Annotated in this window: 25 protein-coding genes, 1 pseudogene and 1 riboswitch; of the genes and pseudogenes, 3 read left to right on the top strand and 23 right to left on the bottom strand. The window is 72.6% G+C overall.

The window, feature by feature from the left end:
- Nucleotides 1-4: 4 nt before the first annotated feature.
- The 7 genes from tdh to Q5694_RS22785 form a co-directional block, all read right to left on the bottom strand.
- Nucleotides 5-1,033, bottom strand: coding sequence for an L-threonine 3-dehydrogenase (tdh, locus tag Q5694_RS22815; RefSeq protein ID WP_333935086.1), 1,029 nt, complete (start codon nucleotides 1,031-1,033; stop codon nucleotides 5-7).
- 200 nt (nucleotides 1,034-1,233) lie between these two features.
- Entirely contained in the window at nucleotides 1,234-1,806 is a 573-nt protein-coding gene (locus Q5694_RS22810) for a GAF domain-containing protein (protein ID WP_333935085.1), read from the bottom strand.
- A gap of 60 nt (nucleotides 1,807-1,866) precedes the next feature.
- Nucleotides 1,867-2,496 carry a GTP-binding protein gene (locus Q5694_RS22805; protein WP_333935084.1) on the bottom strand — a complete coding sequence of 210 codons (630 nt, stop codon included), beginning with the start codon at nucleotides 2,494-2,496 and terminating at the stop codon, nucleotides 1,867-1,869.
- Nucleotides 2,474-2,845, bottom strand: a complete 372-nt coding sequence (locus tag Q5694_RS22800) for a DUF742 domain-containing protein (protein ID WP_333935161.1) — start codon at nucleotides 2,843-2,845, stop codon at nucleotides 2,474-2,476. The genes Q5694_RS22805 and Q5694_RS22800 overlap by 23 nt, the downstream gene beginning before the upstream one ends.
- Nucleotides 2,846-2,847: 2 nt before the next feature.
- On the bottom strand, nucleotides 2,848-3,282 hold the full coding sequence (locus tag Q5694_RS22795; RefSeq protein WP_333935083.1) for a roadblock/LC7 domain-containing protein: 435 nt from the start codon (nucleotides 3,280-3,282) through the stop codon (nucleotides 2,848-2,850).
- Between the two features lie 68 nt (nucleotides 3,283-3,350).
- Complete coding sequence (locus Q5694_RS22790; protein ID WP_333935082.1) at nucleotides 3,351-5,636, bottom strand: sensor histidine kinase; 2,286 nt, start codon at nucleotides 5,634-5,636, stop codon at nucleotides 3,351-3,353.
- A gap of 561 nt (nucleotides 5,637-6,197) precedes the next feature.
- Entirely contained in the window at nucleotides 6,198-7,466 is a 1,269-nt protein-coding gene (locus Q5694_RS22785) for an MBL fold metallo-hydrolase (protein ID WP_333935081.1), read from the bottom strand.
- Nucleotides 7,467-7,592: 126 nt separating this feature from the next.
- Between Q5694_RS22785 and Q5694_RS22780 the strand changes: the two genes are divergently transcribed.
- Nucleotides 7,593-8,771, top strand: coding sequence for a Glu/Leu/Phe/Val dehydrogenase dimerization domain-containing protein (locus tag Q5694_RS22780; protein ID WP_333935080.1), 1,179 nt, complete (start codon nucleotides 7,593-7,595; stop codon nucleotides 8,769-8,771).
- A 61-nt stretch (nucleotides 8,772-8,832) separates the two neighbouring features.
- Entirely contained in the window at nucleotides 8,833-9,447 is a 615-nt protein-coding gene (locus Q5694_RS22775) for a TetR/AcrR family transcriptional regulator (protein WP_333935079.1), read from the top strand.
- Between the two features lie 23 nt (nucleotides 9,448-9,470).
- On the opposite strand, the gene Q5694_RS22770 is transcribed toward Q5694_RS22775, so the two are convergent.
- Nucleotides 9,471-10,256 (bottom strand): SGNH/GDSL hydrolase family protein, encoded by a 786-nt coding sequence (locus Q5694_RS22770; RefSeq protein WP_333935160.1) that lies wholly within the window; start codon nucleotides 10,254-10,256, stop codon nucleotides 9,471-9,473.
- Nucleotides 10,257-10,502: 246 nt separating this feature from the next.
- Entirely contained in the window at nucleotides 10,503-11,435 is a 933-nt protein-coding gene (locus Q5694_RS22765) for a M23 family metallopeptidase (protein WP_333935078.1), read from the bottom strand.
- A 4-nt stretch (nucleotides 11,436-11,439) separates the two neighbouring features.
- Nucleotides 11,440-11,596, bottom strand: a riboswitch (cyclic di-AMP (ydaO/yuaA leader).
- A 668-nt stretch (nucleotides 11,597-12,264) separates the two neighbouring features.
- Between Q5694_RS22765 and Q5694_RS22760 the strand changes: the two genes are divergently transcribed.
- Nucleotides 12,265-13,062 carry a tyrosine-protein phosphatase gene (locus tag Q5694_RS22760; RefSeq protein ID WP_333935077.1) on the top strand — a complete coding sequence of 266 codons (798 nt, stop codon included), beginning with the start codon at nucleotides 12,265-12,267 and terminating at the stop codon, nucleotides 13,060-13,062.
- A 15-nt stretch (nucleotides 13,063-13,077) separates the two neighbouring features.
- Here the strand turns inward: Q5694_RS22760 and Q5694_RS22755 are convergent, their stop codons facing one another.
- From Q5694_RS22755 to Q5694_RS22695, 14 genes and pseudogenes are all read right to left on the bottom strand, one after another.
- Nucleotides 13,078-13,197: a DUF6126 family protein gene (locus Q5694_RS22755; protein ID WP_333935076.1), complete on the bottom strand. Its 120-nt coding sequence runs from the start codon at nucleotides 13,195-13,197 to the stop codon at nucleotides 13,078-13,080.
- Nucleotides 13,194-13,841 carry a helix-turn-helix domain-containing protein gene (locus Q5694_RS22750; protein WP_333935075.1) on the bottom strand — a complete coding sequence of 216 codons (648 nt, stop codon included), beginning with the start codon at nucleotides 13,839-13,841 and terminating at the stop codon, nucleotides 13,194-13,196. Before Q5694_RS22750 ends, Q5694_RS22755 begins: the two co-directional genes overlap by 4 nt.
- A 65-nt stretch (nucleotides 13,842-13,906) precedes the next feature.
- Nucleotides 13,907-15,322: an aspartate aminotransferase family protein gene (locus Q5694_RS22745; RefSeq protein ID WP_333935074.1), complete on the bottom strand. Its 1,416-nt coding sequence runs from the start codon at nucleotides 15,320-15,322 to the stop codon at nucleotides 13,907-13,909.
- Between the two features lie 70 nt (nucleotides 15,323-15,392).
- Nucleotides 15,393-15,521, bottom strand: a pseudogene (locus tag Q5694_RS22740) (flavodoxin-dependent (E)-4-hydroxy-3-methylbut-2-enyl-diphosphate synthase); the annotation flags it as partial.
- Between the two features lie 4 nt (nucleotides 15,522-15,525).
- Nucleotides 15,526-16,548 (bottom strand): adenosyl-hopene transferase HpnH, encoded by a 1,023-nt coding sequence (gene hpnH, locus Q5694_RS22735; protein ID WP_333935073.1) that lies wholly within the window; start codon nucleotides 16,546-16,548, stop codon nucleotides 15,526-15,528.
- Between the two features lie 5 nt (nucleotides 16,549-16,553).
- Nucleotides 16,554-17,195 (bottom strand): phosphorylase family protein, encoded by a 642-nt coding sequence (locus Q5694_RS22730; RefSeq protein ID WP_333935072.1) that lies wholly within the window; start codon nucleotides 17,193-17,195, stop codon nucleotides 16,554-16,556.
- Nucleotides 17,195-19,240 carry a squalene--hopene cyclase gene (shc, locus tag Q5694_RS22725; protein ID WP_333935071.1) on the bottom strand — a complete coding sequence of 682 codons (2,046 nt, stop codon included), beginning with the start codon at nucleotides 19,238-19,240 and terminating at the stop codon, nucleotides 17,195-17,197. The genes Q5694_RS22730 and shc overlap by 1 nt, the downstream gene beginning before the upstream one ends.
- 111 nt (nucleotides 19,241-19,351) lie before the next feature.
- A complete protein-coding gene (locus tag Q5694_RS22720; RefSeq protein WP_333935069.1) occupies nucleotides 19,352-20,419 on the bottom strand; it encodes a polyprenyl synthetase family protein in 1,068 nt (355 codons plus the stop codon).
- A 65-nt stretch (nucleotides 20,420-20,484) separates the two neighbouring features.
- The gene (hpnE, locus tag Q5694_RS22715; protein WP_333935068.1) at nucleotides 20,485-21,897 is read right to left on the bottom strand and encodes a hydroxysqualene dehydroxylase HpnE; all 1,413 of its coding nucleotides are present in this window, start codon (nucleotides 21,895-21,897) and stop codon (nucleotides 20,485-20,487) included.
- Nucleotides 21,894-21,974: a DUF6380 family protein gene (locus tag Q5694_RS34865; RefSeq protein WP_443040924.1), complete on the bottom strand. Its 81-nt coding sequence runs from the start codon at nucleotides 21,972-21,974 to the stop codon at nucleotides 21,894-21,896. The genes hpnE and Q5694_RS34865 overlap by 4 nt, the downstream gene beginning before the upstream one ends.
- A 50-nt stretch (nucleotides 21,975-22,024) precedes the next feature.
- Nucleotides 22,025-22,975, bottom strand: coding sequence for a presqualene diphosphate synthase HpnD (gene hpnD, locus Q5694_RS22710; RefSeq protein ID WP_333935067.1), 951 nt, complete (start codon nucleotides 22,973-22,975; stop codon nucleotides 22,025-22,027).
- A complete protein-coding gene (hpnC, locus tag Q5694_RS22705; protein ID WP_333935065.1) occupies nucleotides 22,972-23,874 on the bottom strand; it encodes a squalene synthase HpnC in 903 nt (300 codons plus the stop codon). The genes hpnD and hpnC overlap by 4 nt, the downstream gene beginning before the upstream one ends.
- Nucleotides 23,875-24,234: 360 nt before the next feature.
- Nucleotides 24,235-25,017 carry an ABC transporter ATP-binding protein gene (locus tag Q5694_RS22700; protein WP_333935064.1) on the bottom strand — a complete coding sequence of 261 codons (783 nt, stop codon included), beginning with the start codon at nucleotides 25,015-25,017 and terminating at the stop codon, nucleotides 24,235-24,237.
- Nucleotides 25,010-25,939 (bottom strand): ABC transporter permease, encoded by a 930-nt coding sequence (locus tag Q5694_RS22695; protein WP_333935063.1) that lies wholly within the window; start codon nucleotides 25,937-25,939, stop codon nucleotides 25,010-25,012. Before Q5694_RS22695 ends, Q5694_RS22700 begins: the two co-directional genes overlap by 8 nt.
- Nucleotides 25,940-25,983 lie beyond the last annotated feature (44 nt).

Here is a 25,983-nt window from a genome sequence, read left to right as displayed (position 1 = left end):
GGGGTTACGCGGTCCAGTCGAGGATGACCTTGCCGCCGCGGCCGCTCGCCGCGTCCTCGAACGCCGCTTCGTAGTCGCGGTGGCCGTAACGGCCGGTGATCACGGGCGCGAGGTCCAGGCCCGCTTCCAGCAGGACCGACATGGCGTACCAGGTCTCGAACATCTCACGGCCGTAGATGCCCTTGATGGTGATCATCGAGGTGACGACGCGGGCCCAGTCGACGGGGAACTCCTGGGCGGGCAGGCCGAGCATCGCGATCCGGCCGCCGTGCGTCATGTTGGCGATCATGTCGCGCATCGCCTCGGGGCGGCCGGACATCTCCAGCCCGATGTCGAAGCCCTCGCGCAGTCCGAGCGTGCGCTGCCCGTCGGCGATGGTGGCTCCGGAGACGTTCAGCGCGAGGCTGACGCCGATCTTGCGGGCGAGTTCCAGCCGCTCCTCGCTGACGTCGGTGATCACGACGTTGCGGGCACCCGCGTGCCTGGCCACGGCGGCGGCCATCAGGCCGATGGGACCGGCGCCGGTGACCAGGACGTCCTCGCCGACGAGCGGGAAGGACAGCGCGGTGTGCACGGCGTTGCCGAAGGGGTCGAAGATGGCGGCCACGTCCAGGTCGACGGGCACCCGGTGCACCCAGACGTTGCCGGCGGGCAGGGCCACGTACTCGGCGAACGCGCCGTCCCGGCCCACTCCCAGGCCGACGGTGGCCCGGCACAGGTGGCGGCGGCCGGCCAGGCAGTTGCGGCACTTGCCGCACACGAGGTGGCCCTCGCCGCTGACCCGGTCGCCGACCGAGATGTCGGTGACGTCGCGGCCGGTCTCGACGACCTCGCCGACGAACTCGTGCCCGACCACGAGCGGGGTGCTGATCGCCTGCCGGGCCCAGCCGTCCCAGGCGCGGATGTGCAGGTCGGTGCCGCAGATGCCGGTGCGCAGCACCTTGATCAGGACGTCGCCGGGGCCGATGACCGGCTCGGGGACGTCCGCCAGCCACAGGCCGGGCTCCGCCTTCTGTTTGACCAGCGCCTTCACCGCTACGGCTCCAGGGGGTGAGTCCCGGCTCCGGGCATGCCGAAGGAACCCCTGGGCCGGGAGAGGAGTGGGATCGCACAGCAATCTGCCGTACGACGGCGCACCCGGTCCATCGAGGTTTTCTTAAGCGCCGCCTCAGCTTTGCTTCACGCCCCGGGGCGGCCGGTGCCGGGGCTCGGCGGGGCGGCCGTGCCGGGAGCTCAGTGGGGCGGCAGGCCGCCGCGGTGCTCCAGGTCGGCGCAGAGCAGCGCGGCGTGTTCCTTGATCGCCGTCAGGCCGGCCGTTCCCCACGGCCGGGGCTGGACGTCGGCGACGCTGACCGTACCCAGCACCAGGCCGGAGCCGTCCAGCAGCGGCGCCCCGAGGTAGGAGCGGATCCCGAACTCGTCGACCACCGGGTTGCCCGCGAAACGCGGGTAGTCGCGGACGTCCTCGAGGGCCAGGGCCTTGCGCCGCGCCACCACATGGGGGCAGAAGCCGTGGTCACGGGGCAGCACCCGGCCCAGGCGCGGCCCGGTGCCGTCGCTCCGCACGGCGGGCGGGACGGCCGGGACGTACAGGCCCGCGTAGAACTGCCCGTGCTCGCCCGGGAAGTTGACCATCGCGTACGGCGCCCCGGTGATGTCGGCGAGGCGCTGCGCGAAGGCGTCGAGGCCGGGTTCGGGGTGTTCCCCGAGGCCCATCCCGCGCAGTCGGCGAGCGCGGGCGGGGGCCTCCTTGTCCTCGGGGGTGAGCAGGAGACGACCGGCCGGGCGCGGCGGGTCGTAGCTCATGGGCGTGCTCCCGGGCTATGGGCATGCGTCATATAGGCACTCCGTGGCGGTGTCGATTGATCACATGTGGGCGCTGTACCCCGTGGTGGGGGTGGGTGTGTGGGCGATGAGATGGCGCACCAGGGTCAGCAGGGTCTGCACCCCGGAGCTGGAGATCCGGGCGTCGCAGCGGACGACCGGGATGTCCTCGGCCAGGTCGAGGGCGCCCCGCACCTCCTCGGGGTCGTAGCGGTGGGCGCCGTCGAACTCGTTGACGGCGACGATGAACCCGAGTCCGCGCTGTTCGAAGAAGTCGACCGCGGCGAAGCACTCCTGCAGGCGCCGCGTGTCGGCGAGGATGACCGCGCCGAGCGCGCCTTCGCACAACTCGTCCCACATGAACCAGAAGCGCTCCTGGCCGGGCGTGCCGAACAGGTACAGCACGTGTTCCGCGTCGAGGGTGATGCGGCCGAAGTCCATCGCGACGGTCGTCTCGAGCTTGTTCTCGATGCCGTCGAGGCTGTCGGTCGCGGCACTGACGGTGGTGAGCAGCTCCTCCGTGCTGAGCGGCGCGATCTCGCTCACCGCGCCCACGAAGGTGGTCTTGCCCACGCCGAACCCGCCCGCCACGAGGATCTTCAGCGCGGTGGGGAAGGGATCGGCGCCGTGGCCGGGTCCGCCGGCGTAGTCAGAGCTGTCGTCGTAGTCCATCGAGCACTGCCTCCAGAAGGGCCCGGTCCGTCGGGTTGTGGTGGAACGCGGGGGGCTTGGTCGTCAACGCCCCGCAGTCGACGAGGTCGGCCAGCAGCACCTTGGTGACGGCCACCGGCAGTTTCAGGTGGGCGGCCACCTCCGCGACCGCCACGGGCACCCGGCACCGTTCCAGCGCCTGGGTGTGTTCGGGGCCCAGGTAGCCGAGGGGGGTCGCCCCGGTGGCCATCACCTGCGACACGAGGTCGAGCGCGACGGTGGGACGGGTCCGGCCGTTGCTGACCGTGAACGGGCGCACCAGCCGCCCGGCCGCGTCGTCGAGCCAGGGCCCGTCACCGGCCGCCGTCACGCTCAAGGCCTCATCGCCGGGGAATCGACGGACTGCTGCCGGGGCGCGGTCACCAGGTAGGGGCGGACGCTCTTGACCAGCATGGCCATTTCGTAGCCCAGCACGGCCGCGTCGGCCTCGCGGCCGGCGAGCACGGCCAGGCATGTGCCGGAGCCGGCGGTGGTGACGAACAGCAGGGTCGAGGCCAGTTCGACGACGACCTGCCGGACGTCGCCGCCGTCGCCGAAGCGGACCCCCGCGCTGCGGCCCAGCGAGTACAGGCCGGAGGCGAGGGCGGCCATGTGGTCGGCGCTGTCCGGATCGAGGCCGTGCACGGACTTCACGAGCCCGTCGCAGGACAGCAGCACGGCGGCACTCGTGTGCGGTACGCGCTGCACGAGGCCGCTCATCAGCCAGTCGAGGTCGGATACATGGGCGGTCGGCGCGTCGCTCGCCATGGTGGATCGACTCCTTGGGGTACGAAGGTCTGCGGGAGCGCTGGGGGTGGGGGTGGGAACGGGGGTGGTCATCCGGCGGGGGCGCTCCCGTCCCGCCGGTCGGTGGTTCTGTGCTCGGGCCGGAGCCCGGGGGCCGGGGCGGCCGGGGACACCTCGGTGGGAAGCGGCTCCGCACGCACCGGCCGCAGAGGGCTGAGACCTCTCGGCCCGGTGCCCCGGGGCGCCGGTTCGGTGGGTGCCGGGTCTGTGGGCGCCGCGTCGGTGGGTGCCGGATCTGTGGGCGCCGGGTCTGTGAGTGCCGGGTCTGTGGGCGCCGGGTCTGTGGGCGCCGGATACGTGGGTGCCGGAGCGATGTGCCTCGGGTTCAGGTGTGCCGGCTCTGTGTGCGCTGGATACATGGGCGCCGACTCCGTGTGGGTCGACTCCGTGTGGGTCGGCTCCCTATGGGTCGGCTGCCCGTGCGCCGAGGCGAAGTGGATCGGTGTGGTGTGCGCGGACTCCATGTGAGCCGGCACCGTGTCGCCCCACACCATGTCCTCTGCTTCCAGGCTCTGCTGGGCCTCGGCGAGGCTGATGCCGCGCTGGAACGCGGCCATCAGGCCCGGGTCGTGGCCCACGAGGGACTCGGGGTCCTGGCGCGGGGCGGGGCCGTCGCGCAACTGGGGTGCGATGTGCTCCTGCGCACGTCGGCGGGGCAGTTGGGGCTTGCCCATGGTGCCGCGCACGGCGCCGTTGCGGGGGGTGGGGGGCGCGGACCCGTGCTCGGCCAGCGCACGCCGGTCCTCGGGCTTGATGCCGGGCGCCGCCTCGGCCGGTGTGGGCCGCTCCCGACGGGCACCGCGTACGGGCAGGGGCGCGGGGGCACCGCCGGGAGCACCGGTCCGCTGACCGTCCGGGCCGGGAGCCGCCTCGGCCGCGTGCTGCCCGCGGTGAGCGGTGGAGGGGGTGAGGGGAAAGTCGCCCCCTCCACCGGCAACGCCCTCGGCACCGGCAGAAGCACCGGCATCAGCGGAGTCACCAGCAGCGGGAGAAGGAGAACCCTGCCCGCTCTGCCCGAGCCGGCCGGCCTGCGGGAGCGGGGAAGGCCGACCGCCGGCCACCACCCCGCCCTGCGGTTCCGTACCGCCCGGCGCCCCGGACGCCGCCCCGAGCAGCGCCTGCGGCACCACGAGCACGGCCTGGACGCCGCCGTAGATGTTGGACTGCAGGCGGACGGTGATGCCGTGCCGGCGGGCGAGCTGCGAGACGACGAACAGACCGATGCGGCCGTCCGCGAGGAGCCGCGCGACGTTCACCTGGTCCGGGTCGGCGAGCAGTGCGTTCATCCGCGTCTGCTCCTCGACGGGCATGCCGAGGCCGCGGTCCTCGACCTCGACGGCCAGCCCGGACGTGACGAGGTTGGCACGCAGCAGGACCTGGGTGTGCGGAGCGGAGAACACCGTGGCGTTCTCGACGAGTTCCGCCAGCAGGTGGATGACGTCGGCGACGGCGTGCCCGCGAAGCTGCCCGTCGACCGGCGGGACGAGCTTGACCCGGGAGTACTGCTCGACCTCGGCGATGGCCGACCGCAGCACCTCGGTCATGTCGACCGGGTTGCTCCACTGCCGCCGGGAGACGGCCCCGCCGAGCACCGCGAGGTTCTCGGCGTGACGGCGGATCCGGGTCGCGAGGTGGTCGACGTGGAAGAGCCCCTTGAGCAGGTCGGGGTCCTCCATCTCGTTCTCCAGCTCGTCGAGGATGGAGATCTCGCGGTGGACCAGCGACTGCAGCCGCCGGGCGAGGTTCACGAACACCTCGAGCTTCTGCTCGCTGCCCGCCTGGCTGGAGAGCTGGGAGGCCTGGACGACGGCGGCGACGGCACTGTCGTGCGCCCGGGCCAGGTCGGCGGTGAGGAGGTCGAGGTCGTCGGCGTCCTCACCGGGGCCGGCGCCCCGGCTCAGCGCCCCCGGCTGCGGCGGGCCGTCACCGCGGCGCAACGCCTCCACCAGGGCCCGCAGGTCGGCCTCGCGCCGGGCGGTGGCGCGGCGCAGGACGCCGACGCGGTCGTGCACGGACCGGGCGGCCCGGCCTGCGGCCACCGCGGCGACGACGACGGCGACGAGGGTCACCGACAGCGCGCCGGCGAGGACGGCCCACAGCGTGAGCCCCGGGCGCGCGCCGGTGGACCGGACGGTGAAGAGGACGGCCGCGCAGCCGCTGAGGGCGACGGCGACGGGCGGCAGTACGGCGATGCGCAGCAACTGGGCCCGTATGTGGGTCTCGGGCAGCGCGGTCGCGGTGCGGGAGGCCGGCCGCCCGTGCCGCCCGCCCTCACGGCGGTCTGCGCGTGCGGCCGGTGCGCGGAGATGTGACATCGGTGTCCTCGTACTGGTCCGTCCGGCGTCGGCGCCGGGGGCGCTCGCGGTGGTGCGCCCGGGATCGCGCGGCCGCTGCCGTGCCGGGGCGCTCGCGGGAGCGCCCTGGGGGTCACGCGGCCGCTGCCGTGCGCCGCGGGGGCCGGCAGCCTCGCTGCGCGGCCGTCCGGCAGCGGTCCGGTCGGGGTTCGCGTGGCGTCCCGTCCCGGGGCCCGCGGCGGCGTCGGTGGTGCGCGGGCAGCGGGGGTCCCCGCCGCGTCGACTCCCTCGTCCGCCTTGCGCCTGCACGCCGGCCCCCGCTCCTTGATCCGTCCGTTTCCCGACGGCCACTGACAGTAGTCGTCAGCGCATCATGTGCGGTGGGCAGTTGACAAACTCATACGGCAAGCGTCCCGCTCTGGTATGAGGTCTCGTACGACAGACCGATAACCCCCACAGGAATGCGACCGGGAAGGGAAGTAATTCGATCCGTACTGGTCAGAAGTGTTCACACAAAGGCGGCGAGGGCCGGGGAGTCATCCGCTCCCCGGCCCTCGCCGCCCGTCGTGCGCATGTCCCGGCTCAGCCCGCCGGAAGCGATTCGGGATCCTCGGTGCCCGTGCCGGCCTTGCGGCCGCCGTCACTCACCGTATCGGCCTGGGCCACGGCTGCCCGGTCCGAGACCCTCTTGATCGTGCTGTCGGTGACCGCCTCGGCGGCCGCCGTACCGCGGCCCGACGGGGCGAGCGCCACCCCACGCCACCACGGCTCCGAGGGGACGGTCTCGGCCGTCGGCTCGAACGGCTCCCCCAGGCGGGGCAGGGCGACCCGGGCCCTCACGGCGCGGGCCGCGCGCAGCGTCCCCTCCCCCGGCTCCGCCCACGGGTGCGTGGCCAGGTTGAAGGTCGCCCAGTGGATCGGCAGCATCAGGCCGCGGTCCGGTCCGCCCTGGAGGTCGAGATGGGCGCGCATGCCCTCCTCGGGCGTCATGTGGATGTCGGGCCAGAAGTCGGAGTACGCACCGATCTGGATCATCGTGGCGTCGAACGGACCGTGCGCGGCGCCGATCTCCTCGAAGCCGTCGAAGTAACCGGTGTCCCCGCTGTGGTAGATCCGGTGCTCCCCGCCCCGGACGACCCAGGAGGCCCACAGGGTGTGCTGGGTGTTGCGCAGGCCGCGGCCGCAGAAGTGCCGGGCCGGGGTGGCGGTCAGGGTCAGCCCGCCGACCTCGGTCGACTCGTGCCAGTCCAGCTCGCGCAGCCGCCGGGCAGGCACGCCCCAGCGCTCCAGGTGGGCCCCGACCCCGAGCGGGACCGCGAAGAGCGTGTCCGTACCGGCCAGCGCCTTGATGGTGGGCATGTCCAGATGGTCGTAGTGGTCGTGGGAGATGACCACCACGTCGACCGGGCCGAGCGCGGCGAGCGGCAGAGGGACGGGGTGCAGCCGCTTGGGGCCGGCGAAGGGGAACGGTGAGCAGCGCTCGCCCCAGACCGGGTCGAACAGGACCCGACGGCCGTCGATCTCCGCGAGGACGCTGGAGTGTCCCGTCCAGGTCAGCCGCAGACCGGTGGCCGGGGGCCGGGCGATGTCCGCGAGCGTGGTGGAGTGCACCGGCACGGCGCCCTGCGGGGTGCGCCGCGGACGGGTCTCCTTGTCGAAGAAGACCTTCGCGAGGTCCAGGGTGGAGCCCGAGGGCCGGGTCCGCGCGGGGCCGCCGGGGTTCTGGAAGACCCCGTCCTCGAAGTGGGGTGATCGGCGGATGCGCGCCATGCGCTCGCCGCTCGGGTCCGCGCCGAACGCCCCGGGGCGCAGCGCGCGGAGCCCGGAGCTCAGGGTACGGAAACCGGCCACGGTACCTCCAGGTGGAGTCGGTCAGGCTTTCCATTATGGTCGGCCCCTCCGGCATCACCCGTGCCCGGTGTCCCGCCCAGGGGATACTGACTCGCGATTCAGTAGACCGGCGCCGAAGGAGTCCGTATGGCCAGCCCTCTGATGTCCCTCACCTGGACAGATCACCTCACCGGCCGGCAGGGCTTCCTGGTCGTCGACCGGCTGGTGCGCGGTGTGGCCAGCGGCGGTCTGCGGATGCGGCCCGGCTGCACGCTGGAGGAGGTGACGGCCCTGGCCCGCGGCATGACCCTGAAGGAGGCCCTGCACTACGACCCGGCCGGCCGCTACGTACCCCTCGGTGGCGCGAAGGGCGGCATCGACTGCGATCCGCGCGATCCGCAGGCGTACCCGCTGCTGGTGCGCTACCTGCGGGCGATGCGCCCGTACATCGAGAGCTTCTGGACGACCGGAGAGGATCTCGGGCTGAGTCAGGACGTGGTGGACCGGGCCGCCGCCGAGGCCGGGCTGGTCTCCTCGATCCAGGCCGTGTACCCGCTGCTGGACGACGAGGCGGCAGCGCGGCGGAGGCTGGCGGACGCCTTCGCCGTGGACGTGGACGGCATCGGGCTCGATGAGCTGGCCGGCGGTTGCGGCGTCGCCGAGGCGGCACTCACCGCCCTGGACCGGGCGGGAGTGCCGCACGCGGGCACGCGGGTGGCGCTCCAGGGCCTGGGCACCATGGGCGGGGCCACCGCCCGGTTCCTCTCCCGCGCGGGGCTGACGGTCGTGGCCGTCGCCGACCTGAAGGGCACGATCGCCAACCCGGCGGGGCTGGACGTCGAGGCGCTCCTCGCCGCCCGCGACGCCCACGGCACGGTCGACCGTGCGGCGCTGCGCCCCGGTGACGGCGAACTGCCCGGCGACGCCTGGCTGTCCGCGGAGGCGGACGTGCTGGTGCCGGCGGCCGTGTCGTACGCCATCGACGCCGGGAACCAGGAACACATCACCGCCCGCTGGATCGTGGAGGCGGCCAACATGCCCGTACGGGCGGAGGCCGAGCCGCTGCTGGCGGCGCGCGGGGTGAGCGTGCTGCCGGACGTCGTGGTCAACTCCGGGACGAACGCCTGGTGGTGGTGGACGCTGTTCGGGGACGTCGGCCCCGACGCCGAGGAGGCGTTCGCGCACACGCGTCGCGCGATGCGGGCACTGGTGGGGCGGATGCTGGCCCGTGCGCAGGCCGAGGGGATCACGCCCAGGGCCGCCGCGCACGCGCTCGCGGCGGACCGGCTGCCGGAGCTGGCGGAACGGTTCGGCTGGTACCGCTGAGGCGCGGGACCGGCCGGATCCGTACGGCGGGGGTCCGCGCCGCCGTATATAGGGTGACGGTGTGACGAGAGTCCGGTTGAGCGTCGCCGAGCGGCGCGCGGAGCTGTTGCGGGCCGCCATCGAGCAGATCGAGGCGCGGGGCGTGGCGGCGGTCAGGATCGCCGACGTGGCCTCGGCGCTCGGGGTGAGCAACGCTCTGGTGCTTTACCACTTCTCCTCGAAGGAGCAGTTGGTGGCCGCCGCGTTCCGGCATGCCGCCGAGGCCGATCTCGCGCACCTGCGCCGGCTGCTCGGCCGGCGGGCGCCGGCGCTGCGCCGGCTGCGGTCGGCCGTGCGGTGGTACGCGCCGACGGGCCAGGCCAAGGGCTGGCGCCTGTGGATCGAGGGCTGGGCGGCCGCCCTGCGCGAGCCGGCGCTGCGGGAGGTCACCGAGGACCTCGACCGGCAGTGGAAGGCCGCCCTGACCGAGGTCATGGCGGAGGGCGTGGCGGCGGGCGAGTTCCCCTGCCCGGACCCCCGGGCGGCAGCCTTCCGCCTCACCGCCCTCCTCGACGGTCTCGCCGTCCAGCTGACGTCCTACCCCGGGACGGTCTCCCGGGCCCGCGCCCGGCAGTGGGCGGACGAGGCCCTGGCCCGCGAACTGGGCCTGGAACCGGCCGCGTCGACCGTGCGGTAGCGGCCGGTCCGCCGGCCCGGGTCTCACGCCACGGGAGCGATCCGCATCCGGATGTCGTCCGGGGAGAGCGCTCCCTTGGCCGTCACGTGGTCGCCCGAGGACTGCCCGCGCAACCGGCGCCCGATCCACGGCACCAGGAACTCGCGCGCCCACTGCACGTTGTCCCGCCGTACGTCGAACGCCCCGCGCGGCGGCAGCGGCGGCCAGGCCTGCTCGGGGTCGGCCGGCACCGCCAGGCCCATCACCTGGCCGGCGCGCAGCGCCACCCGCGTGTGCCCCTCGGGGGAAAGGTGCAGCCGGTCGGCGTCCCACGCCCGGCGGTCCTGCACGCTGCGCAGGGACCACAGGTCGAGCACCGGGCAGCCGTAGCGGTCGGCGATGGCGCGGACGTGTCCGTTGTAGGTGGCGATCTTGCCGCGCAGGTGCTTGAGCACGGGCACGCCCCGGGTGTCGAACCCGGTCGTCACCATCACCGTGCCGGCCGCGGCGGTGAGGCGTCGCAATGCCCGCTCGAAGCGCTCGGCCACCTCGTCCGGGTCGGTGCCGGGCCGGATGATGTCGTTGCCCCCGGCGCAGAAGGAGACGAGGTCGGGGGCCAGTTCGACGGCTCGCGGAACCTGGTCCGCAACGATCTGGTCGAGGAGCTTTCCGCGCACGGCGAGATTGGTGTACCGGAAGTCGCCCTCGGGCCGCAGGTCGGCGAGCAGGACGGCGAACCGGTCTGCCCAGCCGACGAACGCCCCGTCGGGGCCGGGGTCGCCGACGCCCTCGGTGAAGCTGTCCCCCAGCGCCACGTACGACCCGATCACTGCTTTGCTGTCACTCTTCGAATCGTCTGCCACAGCCGTTCATGATTCACCCTCGAATGTGACCTACGCGACCGTAGGCAGGGCTTGACGGGCGGTGAGAAAGGCCACTCCTAAAGGATTCGCCAACTCCGGAACAGGCATGTCACCGCAGGCGTTCCGGCATGGACCCGCCACGCACCGAAGGCCGGACCCGGGGAACGGGGTCCGGCCTTCGGTGGCGTGTCAGGCAGGTGCCGGTGCGGTCGGTCAGCCGATGGAGACGCCGTGCGAGCGCAGGTAGGCGACCGGGTCCACGTCCGAGCCGTAGTCCGGCGTGGTGCGGATCTCGAAGTGCAGGTGCGGCCCGGTGACGTTGCCGGTCGCGCCCGACAGGCCTATCTGCTGCCCGGCGGTCACGGTCTGGCCGGCCGAGACGGACAGCTGCGACAGGTGGGCGTACTGGGCGTAGTTGCCGTCGTCGAGCTTGACGACGACCTGGTTGCCGTACGCGCCGCCCCAGCCGGCGGAGACGACCGTGCCCGCGCCGACGGCCTTCAGGGAGGTGCCGGTCGGGGCGACGAAGTCGACACCGGTGTGGTAGCCGCTGGACCACATGCTGCCGGACATGCGGTACGGCGTGCCGACGGTGGCGCCGGCCACGGGCGACGTGAAGCCACTGGCGTTGCTCTGTGCGGCGGGCTCGGCGGCGGCCGGCTTCGCGGCGGTGCCGGCCTTGGCGGAGGTGTCCGCGGAGGACTCGGCGGAGGACTTCTTCGCGGGCTTCTCGGCGGAGGCCTTGGGCGCGGGCTGCGACGGGGCCCGGTCCGCGGCGGCCTTCTCGCCGATCGAGAGCTTCAGGCCCGGGTGGATCAGCGACGGGTCGTCACCGACGGCGTCGCGGTTGTCCGCGTAGAGCTTCTTCCAGCCACCGCTGACGTGCTGGTCGTCGGCGATCTTCGCGAGGTAGTCACCGGCCTTCACGGTGTAGGTGCGGGTGCCGGCGGCCTTGTCGGCGGTCTTCTTCTCCGCGGCCGGGGCGGACTGGACCGCCTTCTCCGGAACCGCCTGCGGGGTGGCGGCGTGGGCGCCGGCGGCCCCCATCAGCGGCAGTGCCAGCGCGGCGCCGCCGGTTCCGGCGGCGGCGATGGAACGGGTGAAACGCTGGGTCTTGGGACGGCGGTGCTTACCCTTCGCGGGCATGGTGAATTCCTCTCCGTCGCCTGCGAGGTGAGCTGTCGGGTGCGGGCTGGAGATGCCCGGCCGCGCCGGAGGCGCGACTCAACCCCAAGCCCGTTCCGGGAACCGGAACAGGCGTCGTACCTGTGGGTCCCCCGCTCCTGCCGTGCGTCGGGTCAGTGTGTGCGGGCTCCGGGCGGCGGCAGGATTAGGCGTCCGTCCGGATCGGTGTGGAACGTAAGCGACCGGGACGCGAAGGGACAAGCGTGTGGTTGCGCGTGACGGTGTTTTTTCTGAGGCGCCGAGGTTTTCACGGTCACCGAGCGTGCTATTTCGATCTTTCCCTTTCCTCAATGCCCCTGATATTCACCCGAATTACGTGCACATGGCGACAACGCATCGTCACGGATATGACGATGGTCACGCGACTCCTCCCCATTTCCCGCATGACCGGGGCACGTTATGACGAAGCAACCTAAGCTCCTCATTCGGACAGAAGGGCCAGTTCCACTCAAGGAGGACGTGGGCCGTGTCCGGACCGCCGCCCGGCCGACCCTTTTCGGACAGCCGCCCCGGCGTCGTCGACCGGACCAGCTCGACGTCCGGAGCCGCGGCCCACGCGGCGAGCGGCCAGGCAGCAGCCGCGTACGTCCGGCTTCGGCACGGTCCGGCAGCATGGATCCACGGATGTGAGCGAGCCCGATCAGGTGCGACCGGGGGGCGGCTCGTCGAATTCCGTGGGGCGTGCCGGCAGCGCCTGCGGACGACTTCATTGCCCCAGGCAGGCATGTCGTATCGTCGAGTGGTGCCCGCCGGCGAGCCGCGGCGGCGGCACCGATGGGGAGGAGCCCTCGTGACACAGCAGGTCCCGTCGACCGAGCCCGAGCTGGCCGGAGTGCGCAACTTCCGCGATGTCGGCGGACTGCCCACCGTGGACGGGCGGCGGGTGCGCCAAGGCGTGCTGTTCCGCAGCGGCCACCTCGCCCACGCGACCGGGGAGGACGCCGCCTTCCTCACCGCCCTGGGCCTGCACACGATCTTCGACTTCCGCAACGCGGCCGACCAGAAGCTGGAGGGGCCGGACGTCACGCTGCCGGGCGTGCGCAATGTGAACCTGCCGCTGAGCGACCCGGCCGACGGCGCCGAGTTCTGGACGATGGTCCGCGACGGCGACCTGGACCAGCTGCGCGCGATCCTGGCCGACGGCAAGGGCGCGGCCCGGATGATCGCCTCGTACCGCTCGATCATCAAGGACCGCACCGCCGAGCACTCGCGGGTGCTGCACGCGCTGGCGCAGGACAGCGTCCCCGCGCTGATGCACTGTGCGGCGGGCAAGGACCGCGCGGGCCTGTCGGTGGCGGTGACGCTGCTGGCGGTGGGGGTCGAGCGGGAGGCGATCGTCGAGGACTACCTGAAGTCGAACGCCAAGCACCGCCGCTACAAGGTCCACCGCAGCAGCTCCCACGCCTCCGCCTACTCCCCCGAGGTCATGGAGCTGCTCAGCCCTCTCTTCGACGCGCGCGCCGAGTACCTGACGGCCGCCTTCGACACGATCGAGGAGACCTGGGGCGGTGTCGACGCCTATCTGGAACAGGGGCTCGGGCTCGCCCCGCAGACCCGGGAGCGACTGCGCGAGCGGCTCCTGGACTGAGGCGCCGGCCGGGGTCTACTTCGCGCCGACCTCGAACAGCAGGTAGACGAACGCGGCGAAGACGTGCCCGAGGACGAGGTAGACCAGCAGGCGCACCCACAGGGCCCGGGGGAACTTCTCCTCGAGGTTGCTCATGTCGTGTCTCCAGGGGTGGGGCCCAGGCACAGGGCGGCCGTGGGGCTCTGCAGCAGGGTGTGGACGAAGAGCAGGTCGACGCCGTCGTGGTCCTCGGCGGCGATGCGGTGCGGGGTCAGCGAGTCGAAGTGGGCGCTGTCGCCGGGCCCCAGGCGGTGCACGGTGTCCGCCAGACGCAGCCGCAGCCGGCCCCGCAGGACGTGCAGCCACTCCTCCCCGGGGTGGACGCGCACGATGTCGCCCTGGGAGCCGTGGGGGACGTGGACGCGCAGCGCCTGCATGCCGCGGCCGGGGGCGCCGGCCTGCCAGTAGGTCCAGCCGCCCGCCGCGGTGGGCTCCATGTCGGCGGAGCGGATGACGGAGTCCCGTTCGGCGACCGTCTCGCCGAGCAGTTCGGAGACCGTCGTACCGTAGATACGGGCGAGTGCCAGCAGCATCGGCAGCGAGGGCTGGCGCTGGCCGGTCTCCAGTCGGGACAGGTGCGCGGGCGACAGCCCGGCCGCGCGGGCCGCGGCCTCCAGCGTCAGGGAAGCCTGCCGCCGCAGTGCCCGCAGCTGGGGCGCGACCACGGCCGGCAGGGCGCCGGGTGCCTGGTCGGCCGGCGAGCCGGCCCCGGGGGGCCGCTCGCTCTCGGAGGAGCTCATGCCTCCATTCAGCCGGACCTTTGCCTCTGCGGCAAATTTCTTGCCTCCCAGGCAAAGGCGTCGGTTCAGCGGTTGGCGACCGCCTGCTTGACGAGCGTCCTGCCGAAGTCCCACACCAGCCCGCCGTTGTGGGCGTCGTCCATCACGGCCGTGAACGCCTCGACGAACCGGTCCACCTCCCGCTCCCCGATGATCAGCGGCGGGATCAGCTTGATCACCTCCAGGTGGTCGCCGGAGACCTGGGTGAGGATGCGGTGCCTGTGCAGCAGCGGCACCACGACCATCTGCGCGAACAGCCCCTTGCGCGCCGCCTGCAGCATGGTCCAGCGGCTGCGCAGCTTCAGCGACGTGGGACGGCCGAACTCGATGCCGATCATCAGCCCCCGGCCGCGCACCTCGGCGAGCATCTCGTACCGGTCCGTCAGCGCCGCGAGCCGGGTGCGCAGCAGCTCACCGGTGGCTCGGACGCCTGCGACGATCTGCTCGTTCTCCATCACCGACAGCACGGCCAGGCCGGCCGCCATGGCCTGGGCGTTGGAGCCGAAGCTCGCCGAGTGGACCAGCACCCGGTCCATGGACGAGTAGACCTTCTTGAAGATCCAGTCCTTGCCGAGGGTGGCGCCGACGGGCACGTAGCCGCCGGACAGGGCCTTGGCCACGCACACCAGGTCCGGCTCCACGCCGTCCTCGTGCTGGTAGCCGTAGAAGTCGCCGGTGCGGCCGAGGCCCGTCTGCACCTCGTCGGCGATGAGCAGGGCCTTGTGCCGGTGGAGCAGTTCCTGCGCGGCCCGCATCCAGCCGGGCGGACCCTCCAGCACTCCCTTGCCCTGGATCGGCTCCACGATCAGGGCGGCGACGTCCCCCTTGCGCAGCTCCCGCTCCAGTGCGTCGAGGTCGCCGAGCGGTACGGCCGTGTCGGGCAGCAGCGGGGCGAAGCCGTCGCGGAAGGCGGCCTCGCCGTTGACGGACAGGGAGCCGGTGGTCAGGCCGTGGAAGGCGTGCGCGCAGTACAGGACCCTGGGCCTGCCGGTGACGAACCGGGCGAACTTCAGCGCCCCCTCGACCGCCTCGGTGCCGCTGTTGCCGAAGAACACCCGGTCCAGATGCGGACTGTGCGCGAGCAGCTTCTCGGCCAGCAGGCCGGGCAGCGGCTGGCAGTCGAAGCGGGTGAGGTCGGCGAGGGAGGCGTCCAGCACGTCGTGCAGCGCCTTGCGGACGACGGGGTGGTGGCGGCCGAGCCCCATCACTCCGAACCCGGCGAGCATGTCCAGGTAGTCGTTGCCGTCCGCGTCGTAGAAGTAGGCGCCCTCGGCGCGTTCGTAGACCTTGTCGAAGCCGATGGTGTGCAGCATGCGCGGGAGCTGGTGGTTGAGGTACCGGCCGTGCAGCTCGTAGCGCTCGGCCCCGCGCTCGGCCAGCAGGGCTCCGAGGTCGAACTCCCCGGCCTGCGACGACTCCGGCGCGGATTCGGCGGTGGTCATTGCTGTGACTCCTTGGACTGCTCTTCCCTGACGGTCGGACTCAGAGCTTCGGGTCGCGCAAGCCGTGCTCCATCGACCGCACCGGCACCGGGGCGCCGCCTCCGACGGCCACCGGGCCGACGTGGAGCAGGCGCCGGGCGCGCCGGGGCGCGACCGGCCGGGCCGGCACCGCGGGCCCGCCCGGCGGGACGGCGGTCACGTCCTCACTCCCGGTTCCCGGAGACGGTCTCGCGCAGGGCGCGCAGCGACTCCTTGAGCGATCCCATGGTGGCCAGGACGGCCGTGGGCTCGTAGCCGCAGTGCGCCATGCAGTTGGCGCAGCGCGGGTCCTTGCCGCGGCCGTACTTGTCCCAGTCGGTGTCCTCGACCAGTTCCCGGTACGTCGGCACGTACCCGTCGCTCATCAGGTAGCACGGGCGCTGCCAGCCGAAGAGCGAGTAGTTCGGGATCGCCCACGCCGTGCACGGGAAGTCGACCTTGCCCTCCAGGAAGTCCAGGAAGAGCGGGGAGTGGTTGAGCCGCCAGCGCCGCCGGTTGCCGCCCGAGAAGGCCTTCTTGAACAGCTCGCGGGTCTGCTCGACGCCGAGGAAGTGCTCCTGGTCGGGGGCCTTCTCGTAGGCGTAGGCGGGCGAGATCATCATCTCGTCGACCTCGAGGTCGTCGTTGAGGAAGTTCAGCACCTCGATGATCGTCTGCGGGGTGTCGGTGTTGAAGAAGGTCGAGTTGGTGGTGACCCGGAAGCCGCGCCGCTTGGCCTCCTTGATCGCCTCCACGGCCTCGTCGAACACGCCTTCCTTCGCCACGGACTCGTCGTGCCGCTCGCGCAGTCCGTCGATGTGCACCGCGAAGGCGAAGTAGGGCGAGGGCGTGAACTTGCCCATCTTCTTGCGCAGCAGCATGGCGTTGGTGCACAGGAACACGTACTTGCGCTTGGCCACCAGCTGGCGCACGATCTCGTCGATCTGCGGGTGCATCAGGGGTTCGCCGCCGGCGATGGAGACCATCGGGGCACCGGACTCCATGACGGCGCCGACGGCCTGGGCGACCGGCATCCGCTGCTTCAGCACTCCGGCGGGGTGCTGGATCTTGCCGCACCCCTCGCACTTGAGGTTGCAGGCGAACAGCGGCTCCAGCTCCACGATCAGCGGGAACTTGTCCCTGCGGCGCAGCTTCTGTTCAGCCAAATACGTAGCGACCTTGATGGACTGTCGGAGCGGCATGGCCATCTGGCTCACCTCCTGGGGAGCAGCAAGGAACGGTGCCATTCGAAGAAAGCGGGAAGGACCGAGCGAAGAACACGGAAAGCCGATATTCCACCGCGCACCGTGCCGATCCGGACGAGCTCATGTTCAGGAGCGTCCACGACCACCCGGACGGCCGCAACCGGGCGCTCGCCGCCGCGCACGGCGCTCAGGAGCGTGGCGGCGGACTCCATGTCGACGGCGATCGCACCGGTGGCGCGCAGGGCGGAGCGCTCGGGGCCGCGCACGACGTGGTCGGAGCCGGTGAGCGGACCGGTGTGCACGGTCCTTCCCGGCACGGCCCGGGCCAGGGCGTTCACCAGCAGGCCGGTCCCCGTGCAGGCGGTGGTGGCGCGCGGGTCGCGGGTCTCCTCGGCGACGACGAGGTCGCCGGGGTGCATGCCGGGGGCGAGCCCCGCGCAGAAACCGGTGGCGAGCACGGCGGCGTCAGCGAGGGCCGGGCCGGCGAGCATCCGTGTGACGGCCCGCTCGGCCGCCGCCGGCCCCATCCCGGTCCGCACCACGGTGACCGGCCCGCCGGCCCCGCCGCGGCCGCCCGCGCGCAGGGCGAACTGCTCGATGCCGAGCGCGCAGGCGATCAGCAGCGGGGCGGGGGCGGTCCCTGTGCCCATCAGTCGGCCTCGGCCCCGGCGAGCCCGTAGTCGCCGGCCTCCGCCGCAGCCCCGCTCAGCCGGAGCCGGTCCGCGAAGGGCTCCCCGTGCAGGTACCGGCCGAGCGCGGTGAGCGGGAACACCTGCCGGTAGAGGTGGTAGTTGATCGAGAAGTCCCACGGGAAGCCCGTCCCCGTGAAGTACGGCTCGTCCCAGGAGCCGTCCTCGCGCTGGGTGGCGGCGAGCCACTCGACGCCGCGTTCCACGGCGCGGGAGTTGCGCTCCCCCGCCGCGAGCAGCGCCATCAGCGCCCAGGCGGTCTGGGAGGCGGTGGAGGCGCCCCGGCCGCTCCACCTCGCGGGGTCCCGGTAGGAGCGCAGGTCCTCGCCCCAGCCGCCGTCGTCGTTCTGCACCGACTCCAGCCACCTCACGGCCCGGCGGATCGCCGGGTGCGCGGCGGGCAGACCGGCGGCCACCAGGGCGGGGACGACCGATCCGGTGCCGTAGACGTAGTTGACACCCCAGCGCCCGAACCACGAGCCGTCCGGCTCCTGTTCGGCCAGCAGCCACTGCACGCCGCGCCGGGTGCGCGGGTCGTGGGCGAACCCTTCGACGGCGAGCATCTCCACGACGTGCGCCGTGACGTCGGCGGAGGGCGGGTCGATGACCTCGCCGAAGTCGCAGAACGGCAGCCGGTTGGGCAGCGGGCTGGTGTTGTCCGCGTCGAAGGCGCCCCACGCGCCGTTGCGCGACTGCATGCCGAGCGTCCAGCGCACGCCGCGCCCGACGGCCCGGTCCAGCCGCTCGGGGTCGTGGTGGGCGACCCGGCGCAGCGCGAGGATCACCTCGGCGGTGTCGTCGATATCGGGGTAGTTGTCGTTGTGGAACTCGAACGCCCATCCGCCGGGCGGTAGTTGCGGACGCCGCACGGACCAGTCGCCGGGCCGTACGATCTCCTCGCCCAGCATCCAGTCGGCCGCCTTCACCAACTGCGGATGATCCGCGGGCAGTCCGGCGTCCACGAGTGCGATGGCGGCCAGGCAGGTGTCCCACACCGGCGACTGGCACGCCTCGATCATGCGGGCCCCGTCCTCACGCCACACCGCGAACCGGTCCAGGGAGGCGAGCCCCTCCCGCATCACCGGGTGCTCCAGGTCGTAGCCGAGCAGGTGCAGGGCGATGATCGAGTACACGGCCGGGGGCTGGATGCCGCCCCAGCAGCCGTCGTTCTCCTGCCGCTCGATGATCCAGCGGGCGGCGCTGTTCATGGCCGCCCGCCGCAGCCCGGCGGGCACGACCCTGCGCAGGGAGTGCAGGCCCCTGTCCATGCGCTGGAACGCGCCGTCCCAACTCAGCGGCGGGGCGAGCGGCTTGCGGGGGTTCGGGTGCGCCGGGTCGGTGTGCAGTTCGTCGAGCGGGAAGGGCGCGGGGCGCACCGGCCGCTTCGCGGAGACGACCGTCAGCGGGACGATGGTCTGCCGGGCCCAGCAACCGAAGTCGTAGATGTTGAGCGGCACCCACTTCGGGAAGAAGATGAGCTCCGGCGGGAGTTCGGGCAGGTCCTCCCACTTCCACCAGCCGAACAGGGCCAGCCAGATGCGGGTGAAGACCCTGGCCTCGGCGATGCCGCCCCGCGCGCGGACCCAGGCGGCGGCCCGAGCCATGTGCGGGGCGTCGGGCGCGTCACCGGCGAGGCGGAGCGCGACGTAGGCCTCGACGGTGGTGGAGAGTTCGCCCGGTCCGCCGTGGAAGGTGGACCAGGTGCCGTCCTCGCGCTGCTCACCTCGGATGAACAGGGCGGCGGCCTGCGTGGTCTTCTCGTCGCGGATCCCGAGGAACTGACGCAGCAGCAGGTCCTCGGCGTCCATCGTGACGTTGGTCTCGAGGTCGCCCTTCCACCAGCCCTGGGCGTCCTGGCGGGAGAGCAGGAAGTCGGTGGCACGCCGGGCGGCGCGTGCGGCGGCCTGCGGTGCCCCGGCCGCCCCGGGGGTGTGCGTGTCGGTGTCGCTGGCCGCGGCGGCGCGGGGCGGCAGGGCCCCGAAGCTTCCGTCGGTCGTCGCTGTCATGGCTTCCCCTTCGTGCAGTCCTGCAAGGTGTGCATCTGCTGTGGGTCCGCCGTCGGCCGGTGCCCGCGGCACCGGCCGGCGACTACGCGAGGGTTATTCGGCCGATAGTGATCATCTCTTTCGTACGACGACGAAGTCCGCGAGCGCCGTGAACTGCTCCCGCACCCGGTCGGGCATGTCGACGGCGTCGAGGGCCTCGATGGCGATGGTGTGCTGACGGCGTGCCTCACCGGCGGTCCACTCGCGGCCGCCGGCCTCCTCGATCAGGGCGGCGCGGGCCGCGAACTCCTCCTCGGAGAAGTTCGCGAAGTCGCTGGCCTCGGCGTCGGCGGCGAGCAGCTCGCCGAGCCGCTCGGAGGCGGGGCCGCCCGCCGCGAGCGCGGCCACCACGGGCAGCGACTTCTTGCGCTGTCGCAGGTCGCTCCAGGTCTGCTTGCCCGTGGCGTCCGGGTCGCCCCAGATGCCGAGCAGGTCGTCGACGGCCTGGAAGGCGAGGCCCAGGTGGTAGCCGTACTTCTCCAGGGTGTCGGCGGTGCGGTCGTCGGCGCCGCCGAGGACCGCACCGATGGAGCTGGCACAGGCGAGCAGGGCGCCGGTCTTGTTGCCCTCCATCTCCAGGCACTCCTCGACACTGACCCGGTCGCGGTGCTCGTAGGAGATGTCCTGGGCCTGGCCGTCGATCAGGGCGCGGGTGGCGGTGGTCAGCCGGCGGGCCGCACGGCCGGCCTCGACGGTGCCGAGTTCCAGGAGCACCTCGTTGGCCAGGGCGAACAGGGCGTCGCCGACCAGGATGGCCTGGGCGGGGCCGTGCACCTTCCAGACCGTGTCGCGGTGGCGGCGCTGCTCGTCGCCGTCCATGAGGTCGTCGTGGAGGAGGGAGAAGTTGTGGACGAGTTCCACGGCGACCGCGCCGGGGACGCCCGTCTCGGGGGCGGCGGACATGACCTCGGCGGACAGCACGGCGAGGGCGGGGCGCACGGCCTTGCCCCCGTCGCCCTCGGCGGGCCTGCCCTGGGCGTCGATCCAGCCGAAGTGGTAGGCGGCAACAGTGTCCATGGGAGGGGCCAGGCGGTCGACGGCCGCCCGCAGTACCGGAGTGGCCAGGGTCCGGCCGCGCTCCAGCAGCGCGGTCACGTCCACCGCCTCGGCAGTCCTCGAGGCCGGGGGCACAGTGGGCACAGTCTCTCCTCTTGTTGCGGTGCCGGAGGTACGGGGGCCGCCTGCCGCGTCGTGCCGAGCGAGCATCACGCCGCCTCCTCGAACGCGAAGAGGTGCTGCGGGCGGGGCCGGCCCAGGGCGCTCAGCACGGCGTCCGCCGCGCTCACGCCGCTGCGGACCGCACTCTCCATGGTCGCGGGCCACCCGGTGGCGGTCCACGCTCCGGCCAGGTACAGGCCGGGTGCCTTGGTGCGGGCACCGGGCCTGAGACGCCCGACGCCGGGGGTGGGAGCGAACGTCGCGGTCCGCTCCCGGGTGACGAAGAAGTCCCTCACTGCCGCGCCCCGGGCCCGCGGCAGCAGCCGCTCCAGCTCGGGCAGATACCGCTCGCGCAGCACCGCCACGGGGGCGTCGATCTCGTCCTGGGCCGCCGACTGGGACACGGCGAGGTACTGGCCCTCGCGCAAGCCGGACGCCTCGGTGCGGTCGAACACCCACTGCACGGGGCTGCCGAGGGCGGTGAAGAAGGGCCGGGCGAGGACCGTGCGGTCGTACACCACGTGGACGTTGAGGATCGGCGCGGTGCCGATCCGCAGGAGCCGCTCGGGGGCGTCGACAGCCCCCTCGGGGAGCAGCCCGTGCGCCTCGCGCTGCGGTACGGCCAGCACCACGGCGTCGGCGTCGAGGCTCTCGCCGGGGACCTCGACGCGCCAGCGGCCGTCCGGCCGTGCACAGACGGAGGTGACGCGCGTGCGGAGCTCGGTGCGCACGCCGGCGCGGTCGAGGGCCTCGCGGGCCAGCCGGTCGTGGAGGTCGCCGAGCGGGACGCTCGCCCAGCCGATGTCGGCCGCGCCCGGGTCGGACAGCAGGCCGGTTCTGAACACCATGGCGGCGAGCGCCAGGGAGGAGTCGGCGGCGACGGCGTTGAGGGTGGCGACCCCGACCAGGTCCCACAGCGCCTCGACGGCGCGGGCGGACTGGCCGTGCGCGGCCAGCCAGCTGCCGAAGTCCTGGGCGTCCAGCGCCGGGTCGGCCGGGTCGAGGTTCCTCAGCGCGAGCGCGGCACGTCCGACCCTGGCGCGTTCGGCGAGCGACAGGTGCGGGTAGGTGGCGAGGCTGCGGCCCAGGTGCAGCGGCACGGGCAGCGCGTCGCGCCGCAGCCTGCCCAGGCGCCGGCCGACGGGGCGGTCGGCGTCCAGGACGGGGACGTCGAGCCGGTGCTGCAGCGGGGCCAGGGCCGCGCCCTCGATGCGGTCGAGGAACCACCGGTAGGCGGTGCAGCACCGCAGGTAGACGTGCTGTCCGTTGTCGACGATGAGGTCCTTGCGCCGGAAGGAGAAGGCCAGGCCGCCCAGCCGGGGCCGGCCCTCCAGCAGCGTGACGCGCACTCCGGCGTCGGCGAGGGCGAGCGCGGTGGTGACACCGGCGAGCCCGCCGCCCACCACGACGGTGTGCCGTCCCTCCGCGGCCGGTCCGTGGGACCGCGTGCCGTGGGTCATCGCACCCCCTCCCCCGCGCGGCGGCCGTGCCGCGCGATGCCCGCGCGGGAGGCCGTCTGTGTCAGGGACGCGCCCACGGGGCGGGGGGTTGCCCGCTGTTCCCCGTCGGCGGCGGCTCCTTCGGCGCTCACACCCGCCTCCTGACGGCTCGTCGCGTGACGTGCCGGGCGTCGAGACCCGACAGACCGCGCACGGCCACGTACGCCTTCTCACGGCCCGGCAGCGAGACCCGGCCGCGCAGCACCGCCTGCGGGTCGCGCTCGATGCGGTCGAGGAGGCGGCGGTAGATGCCGGCCATGGCCGCGACGCAGGCGCCGCTGCGCCGGTCGAGCATGGGCAGCAGCCGGTAGCCCTCGGCGAACAGGGCCCGGGCCCGGCGTACCTCGAAGTGCACGAGCCCCGCGAAGTCCGAGCCCTCGGGCGGGCGGGGACCGCTGAAGCCGGCGGAGCAGCCGAACTTGGCGAGGTCGTCGGCGGGCAGGTAGGTGCGTCCGCCCTCGGCGTCCTCGCGGACGTCGCGGAGGATGTTGGTGAGTTGGAGCGCGAGACCGAGCGTGTCGGCGTACTCCGGCGCGCGGTCGACTCCGCGCGCCCCCGGTTCGGTCCCGAACACGCCGAGCGACAGCCGTCCGATGGCGCCGGCCACACAGCGGCAGTAGACCTTCAGGTCGTCCCAGGTCTCGTACGTCTCGCCGCGGACGTCCATCTGGACGCCGTCGATGAGCTCGTCCAGGCCGCCCAGCGGGATCGGGAAGTGCGCGGCGGCGTGCGTGAGGGCGACGGCGACCGGGTCGGTGTCGTCCTCGCCGACCCCGCCCTCGCGGATCCGGGTGAGCAGCGCCCGCGTCTCCTCCAGCCGGGCCACCTTGACCTCGTCGGCGAGCGGGCCGTCGCCGATGTCGTCGACGCGCCGCGAGAACGCGTAGAGCGCCGACATGGCACGGCGCTGGGGCGTCGGCAGCAGACGGATGCCGTAGGCGAAGTTGCGGGCCTGCCGCCCGGTGACGGCCTCGCAGTAGCTGTAGGCGGCGAGTACCGGTGCGGACGTGTGCGGTTCGGATTCCACGGTCCGGATCACCCCTCTCCTCGCAGGATCACGCCCACCTCACGCAGCACCTGGAGCTTGCCGGGCTTGGGCGGGCCGGGAAGTACGTCGAAGTCGGCGGCGGCGACCGCCCTCAGCGCCGCCCTTCCCCCCGCCATGAAGCCCGCGAGCAGCAGTCTCAGCCTGCCGTGGACGCTGCCCACCAGGGGTGCGCCCTCGTCCAGCAGGTCGCGTGCCCTGCGCGCCTCGTACGCCACCAGCGCGCGGACCGACGCCCCGGCGCTCGCGACGGCGAGGTCCTCCTCCTGGACGTGGAAGCGCTTCAGGTCGGCGGCGGGCAGGTACACCCGGTCGCGGCGCAGGTCCTCGGCCACGTCCTGGAGGTGCTCGACGATCTGCAGGGCGGTGCAGATCATGTCGGAGCGGCGGATCCGCTCGGGCGTCGAGGTGCCGGTGACGGCGAGGACGAGACGGCCGACCGGGTTGGCGGACAGCTCGCAGTAGGCGAGCAGGTCGTCGTAGGTCTCGTAGCGGCCCACCAGCTGGTCCTGGCGGTTGGCGGCGATCAGGCCGAGGAACGGCTCGGGGGTCAGCGCGTGCCGCCGCACGGTCGGCTGCAGCCGGCGCAGCAGGGGGTGACGGGGAGCGGAGTCGAAGACCCTGCGCAGGTCGGCCTCGAAGGCGTCGAGCAGGACCAGCCGGTCGTCGGCGTCCTGCGGGGACACCCCGAGCAGCCGGGCGTCGGCGCCGCCGGGGGCGAGGTCGCCGTCGCCGATGTCGTCGACGAGACGGGCGAAGCCGTAGACGGCCATGAGGTCGGTGCGCCAGGCCCGGGGCAGGAAGAAGGGGGCCACGGGGAAGTTCTCACCCGCGGCCTTGTCGAGGGTGGCGCGCTCCGGGTCGGGGGTGCGCGCCGTGCCGGTTCCCGTCACCGCCGGCTGCCCGGTGCGGGGACGGCACGTGCTGCGTGGAGCTGGGGAGTTTCCGTAGCCATCGCCGTCACATCTCCCGTTCTACACTGCCGACCCAATACGCACTATTTCGGACACGCCGCCCGGCCGTCCGCACGGTCGTCCGACGGGCGGTGTCGCGCATTATTGCCCTGATTGCCGTGTTTCGGGACCGGTACAGCTTACGTTGTACAACGCGACACGGTTCGTCAGGGTGGCCCGCACCCCAACGAGAACACACCGATCGACCCCAAGATTCCTGTCGTGGACGGGAGTTGACGCTTCCTTTGCAGACGCCGGGCCCCGCCGGAACAGTTCCGCCGGGGCCCTGGCCGGATCGCGCTACTTGCCCGTGAACTTCTCGTACTCCTTGAGGACCTCGTCGGTCGGGCCGTCCATGCGCAGTTCGCCGCGCTCCAGCCACAGGACGCGGTCGCAGGTGTCGCGGATGGACTTGTTGTTGTGACTGACCAGGAAGACCGTGCCGGCTTCCTTGCGCAGCTCCCGGATGCGGTCCTCGGAGCGCTTCTGGAACTTCCGGTCGCCGGTGGCGAGGGCCTCGTCGATCATCAGGACGTCGTGGTCCTTGGCCGCGGCGATGGAGAAGCGGAGCCGGGCCGCCATGCCGGAGGAGTAGGTGCGCATCGGCAGGGTGATGAAGTCGCCCTTCTCGTTGATGCCGGAGAAGTCGACGATGTCCTGGTAGCGCGCCTTGATCTCCTCGCGGGACATGCCCATGGCGAGCCCGCCCAATATGACGTTGCGTTCGCCGGTGAGGTCGTTCATCAGGGCCGCGTTGACGCCGAGCAGGGAGGGCTGGCCGTCGGTGTAGACCTTGCCCCGCTCGGCGGGGAGCAGCCCGGCGATCGCACGCAGCAGCGTCGACTTGCCGGAGCCGTTGGAGCCGATCAGGCCGATGGCCTCGCCGCGGTAGGCGACGAAGGACACCCCGCGCACGGCGTGCACCTTGCGCACACCGCGCGCCGTGTCGTCGGAGCCCCGCTTGAGGATGCGGCTGAGGGCGGCGGTGGCACTGCCCTTGCCGGACTTGGCGCCGTTGACGCGGTAGACGATGTGCAGATCGTCCGCGATGACGGTGGGAACCCGCTCCTGCTGCTCAGCCACGGCCGTACCTCTCCTCCGCCTTCCAGAAGTACACGAAACCGCCGAGGGCGAACAGCACGGCCCAGCCGGCCGCGACCGCCCACACGTGGTCGGGCAGGTACCGCGAGCCGTAGTCGTCGATCAGGGCGAAGCGCATCAGGTCCATGTAGATCGCGGCCGGGTTCCACTGCAGGACGTTGGCGATCCAGGACGGCTTGTCCGCCAGGAAGATCGGGATGGAGAACATGACGCCGGACGCGTACATCCAGGTCCGCATCACGAACGGCATCAGTTGCGCGAGGTCCGGGGTCTTGGCGCCCGCCCTGGCCATGATCAGCGCCAGACCGGTGTTGAAGCAGAACTGCAGGACCAGCACCGGCACGATGAGCAGCCAGGACAGGTCCGGGTAGTGGCCGAAGCCGACCGCGATCGCGAACAGCACGATCATCGAGAACAGCAGCTGCTGCAGCTGCTGCAGCGCGAAGGAGATCGGCAGGGACGCCCGCGGGAAGTGCAGGGCCCGGACCAGGCCGAGGTTGCCGGAGATGGCACGCACGCCCGCCATCACCGAGCTCTGCGTGAAGGTGAACACGAACACGCCCGTGACGAGGAACGGGATGTAGACCTCGCGGGACATGCCCCGGTCGGCCTCCAGCAGCAGGCCGAAGATGAAGAAGTACACGGCCGCGTTCAGCAGCGGCGTGGCCACCTGCCACAGCTGGCCGAGCTTGGCCTGACTGTACTGGGCGGTCAGCTTCGCCCGCGAGAAGGCGAGGATGAAGTGCCGCCGGTCCCAGAGCTGAGTCACGTACTCCAGCAGCGAGGGCCGGGCGCCGCTCACGCTCAGGCCGTACTTGGCGGCGAGCTCCTTCGCCGTGAGGCCCTCGTCGGGCGCCGCGGGCGCGCTCACCGCGACCGTGGCGTCGTGCGTTGTCTCACTCACTAGTGGAAACTTTCGTCTTCGGGATAGGCGGCCTGTGCGGGCCT

Source organism: Streptomyces sp. AHA2, from assembly GCF_036857595.1.
Taxonomy (GTDB): domain Bacteria; phylum Actinomycetota; class Actinomycetes; order Streptomycetales; family Streptomycetaceae; genus Streptomyces.
This window is presented reverse-complemented; position numbering and strand designations above follow the sequence as displayed.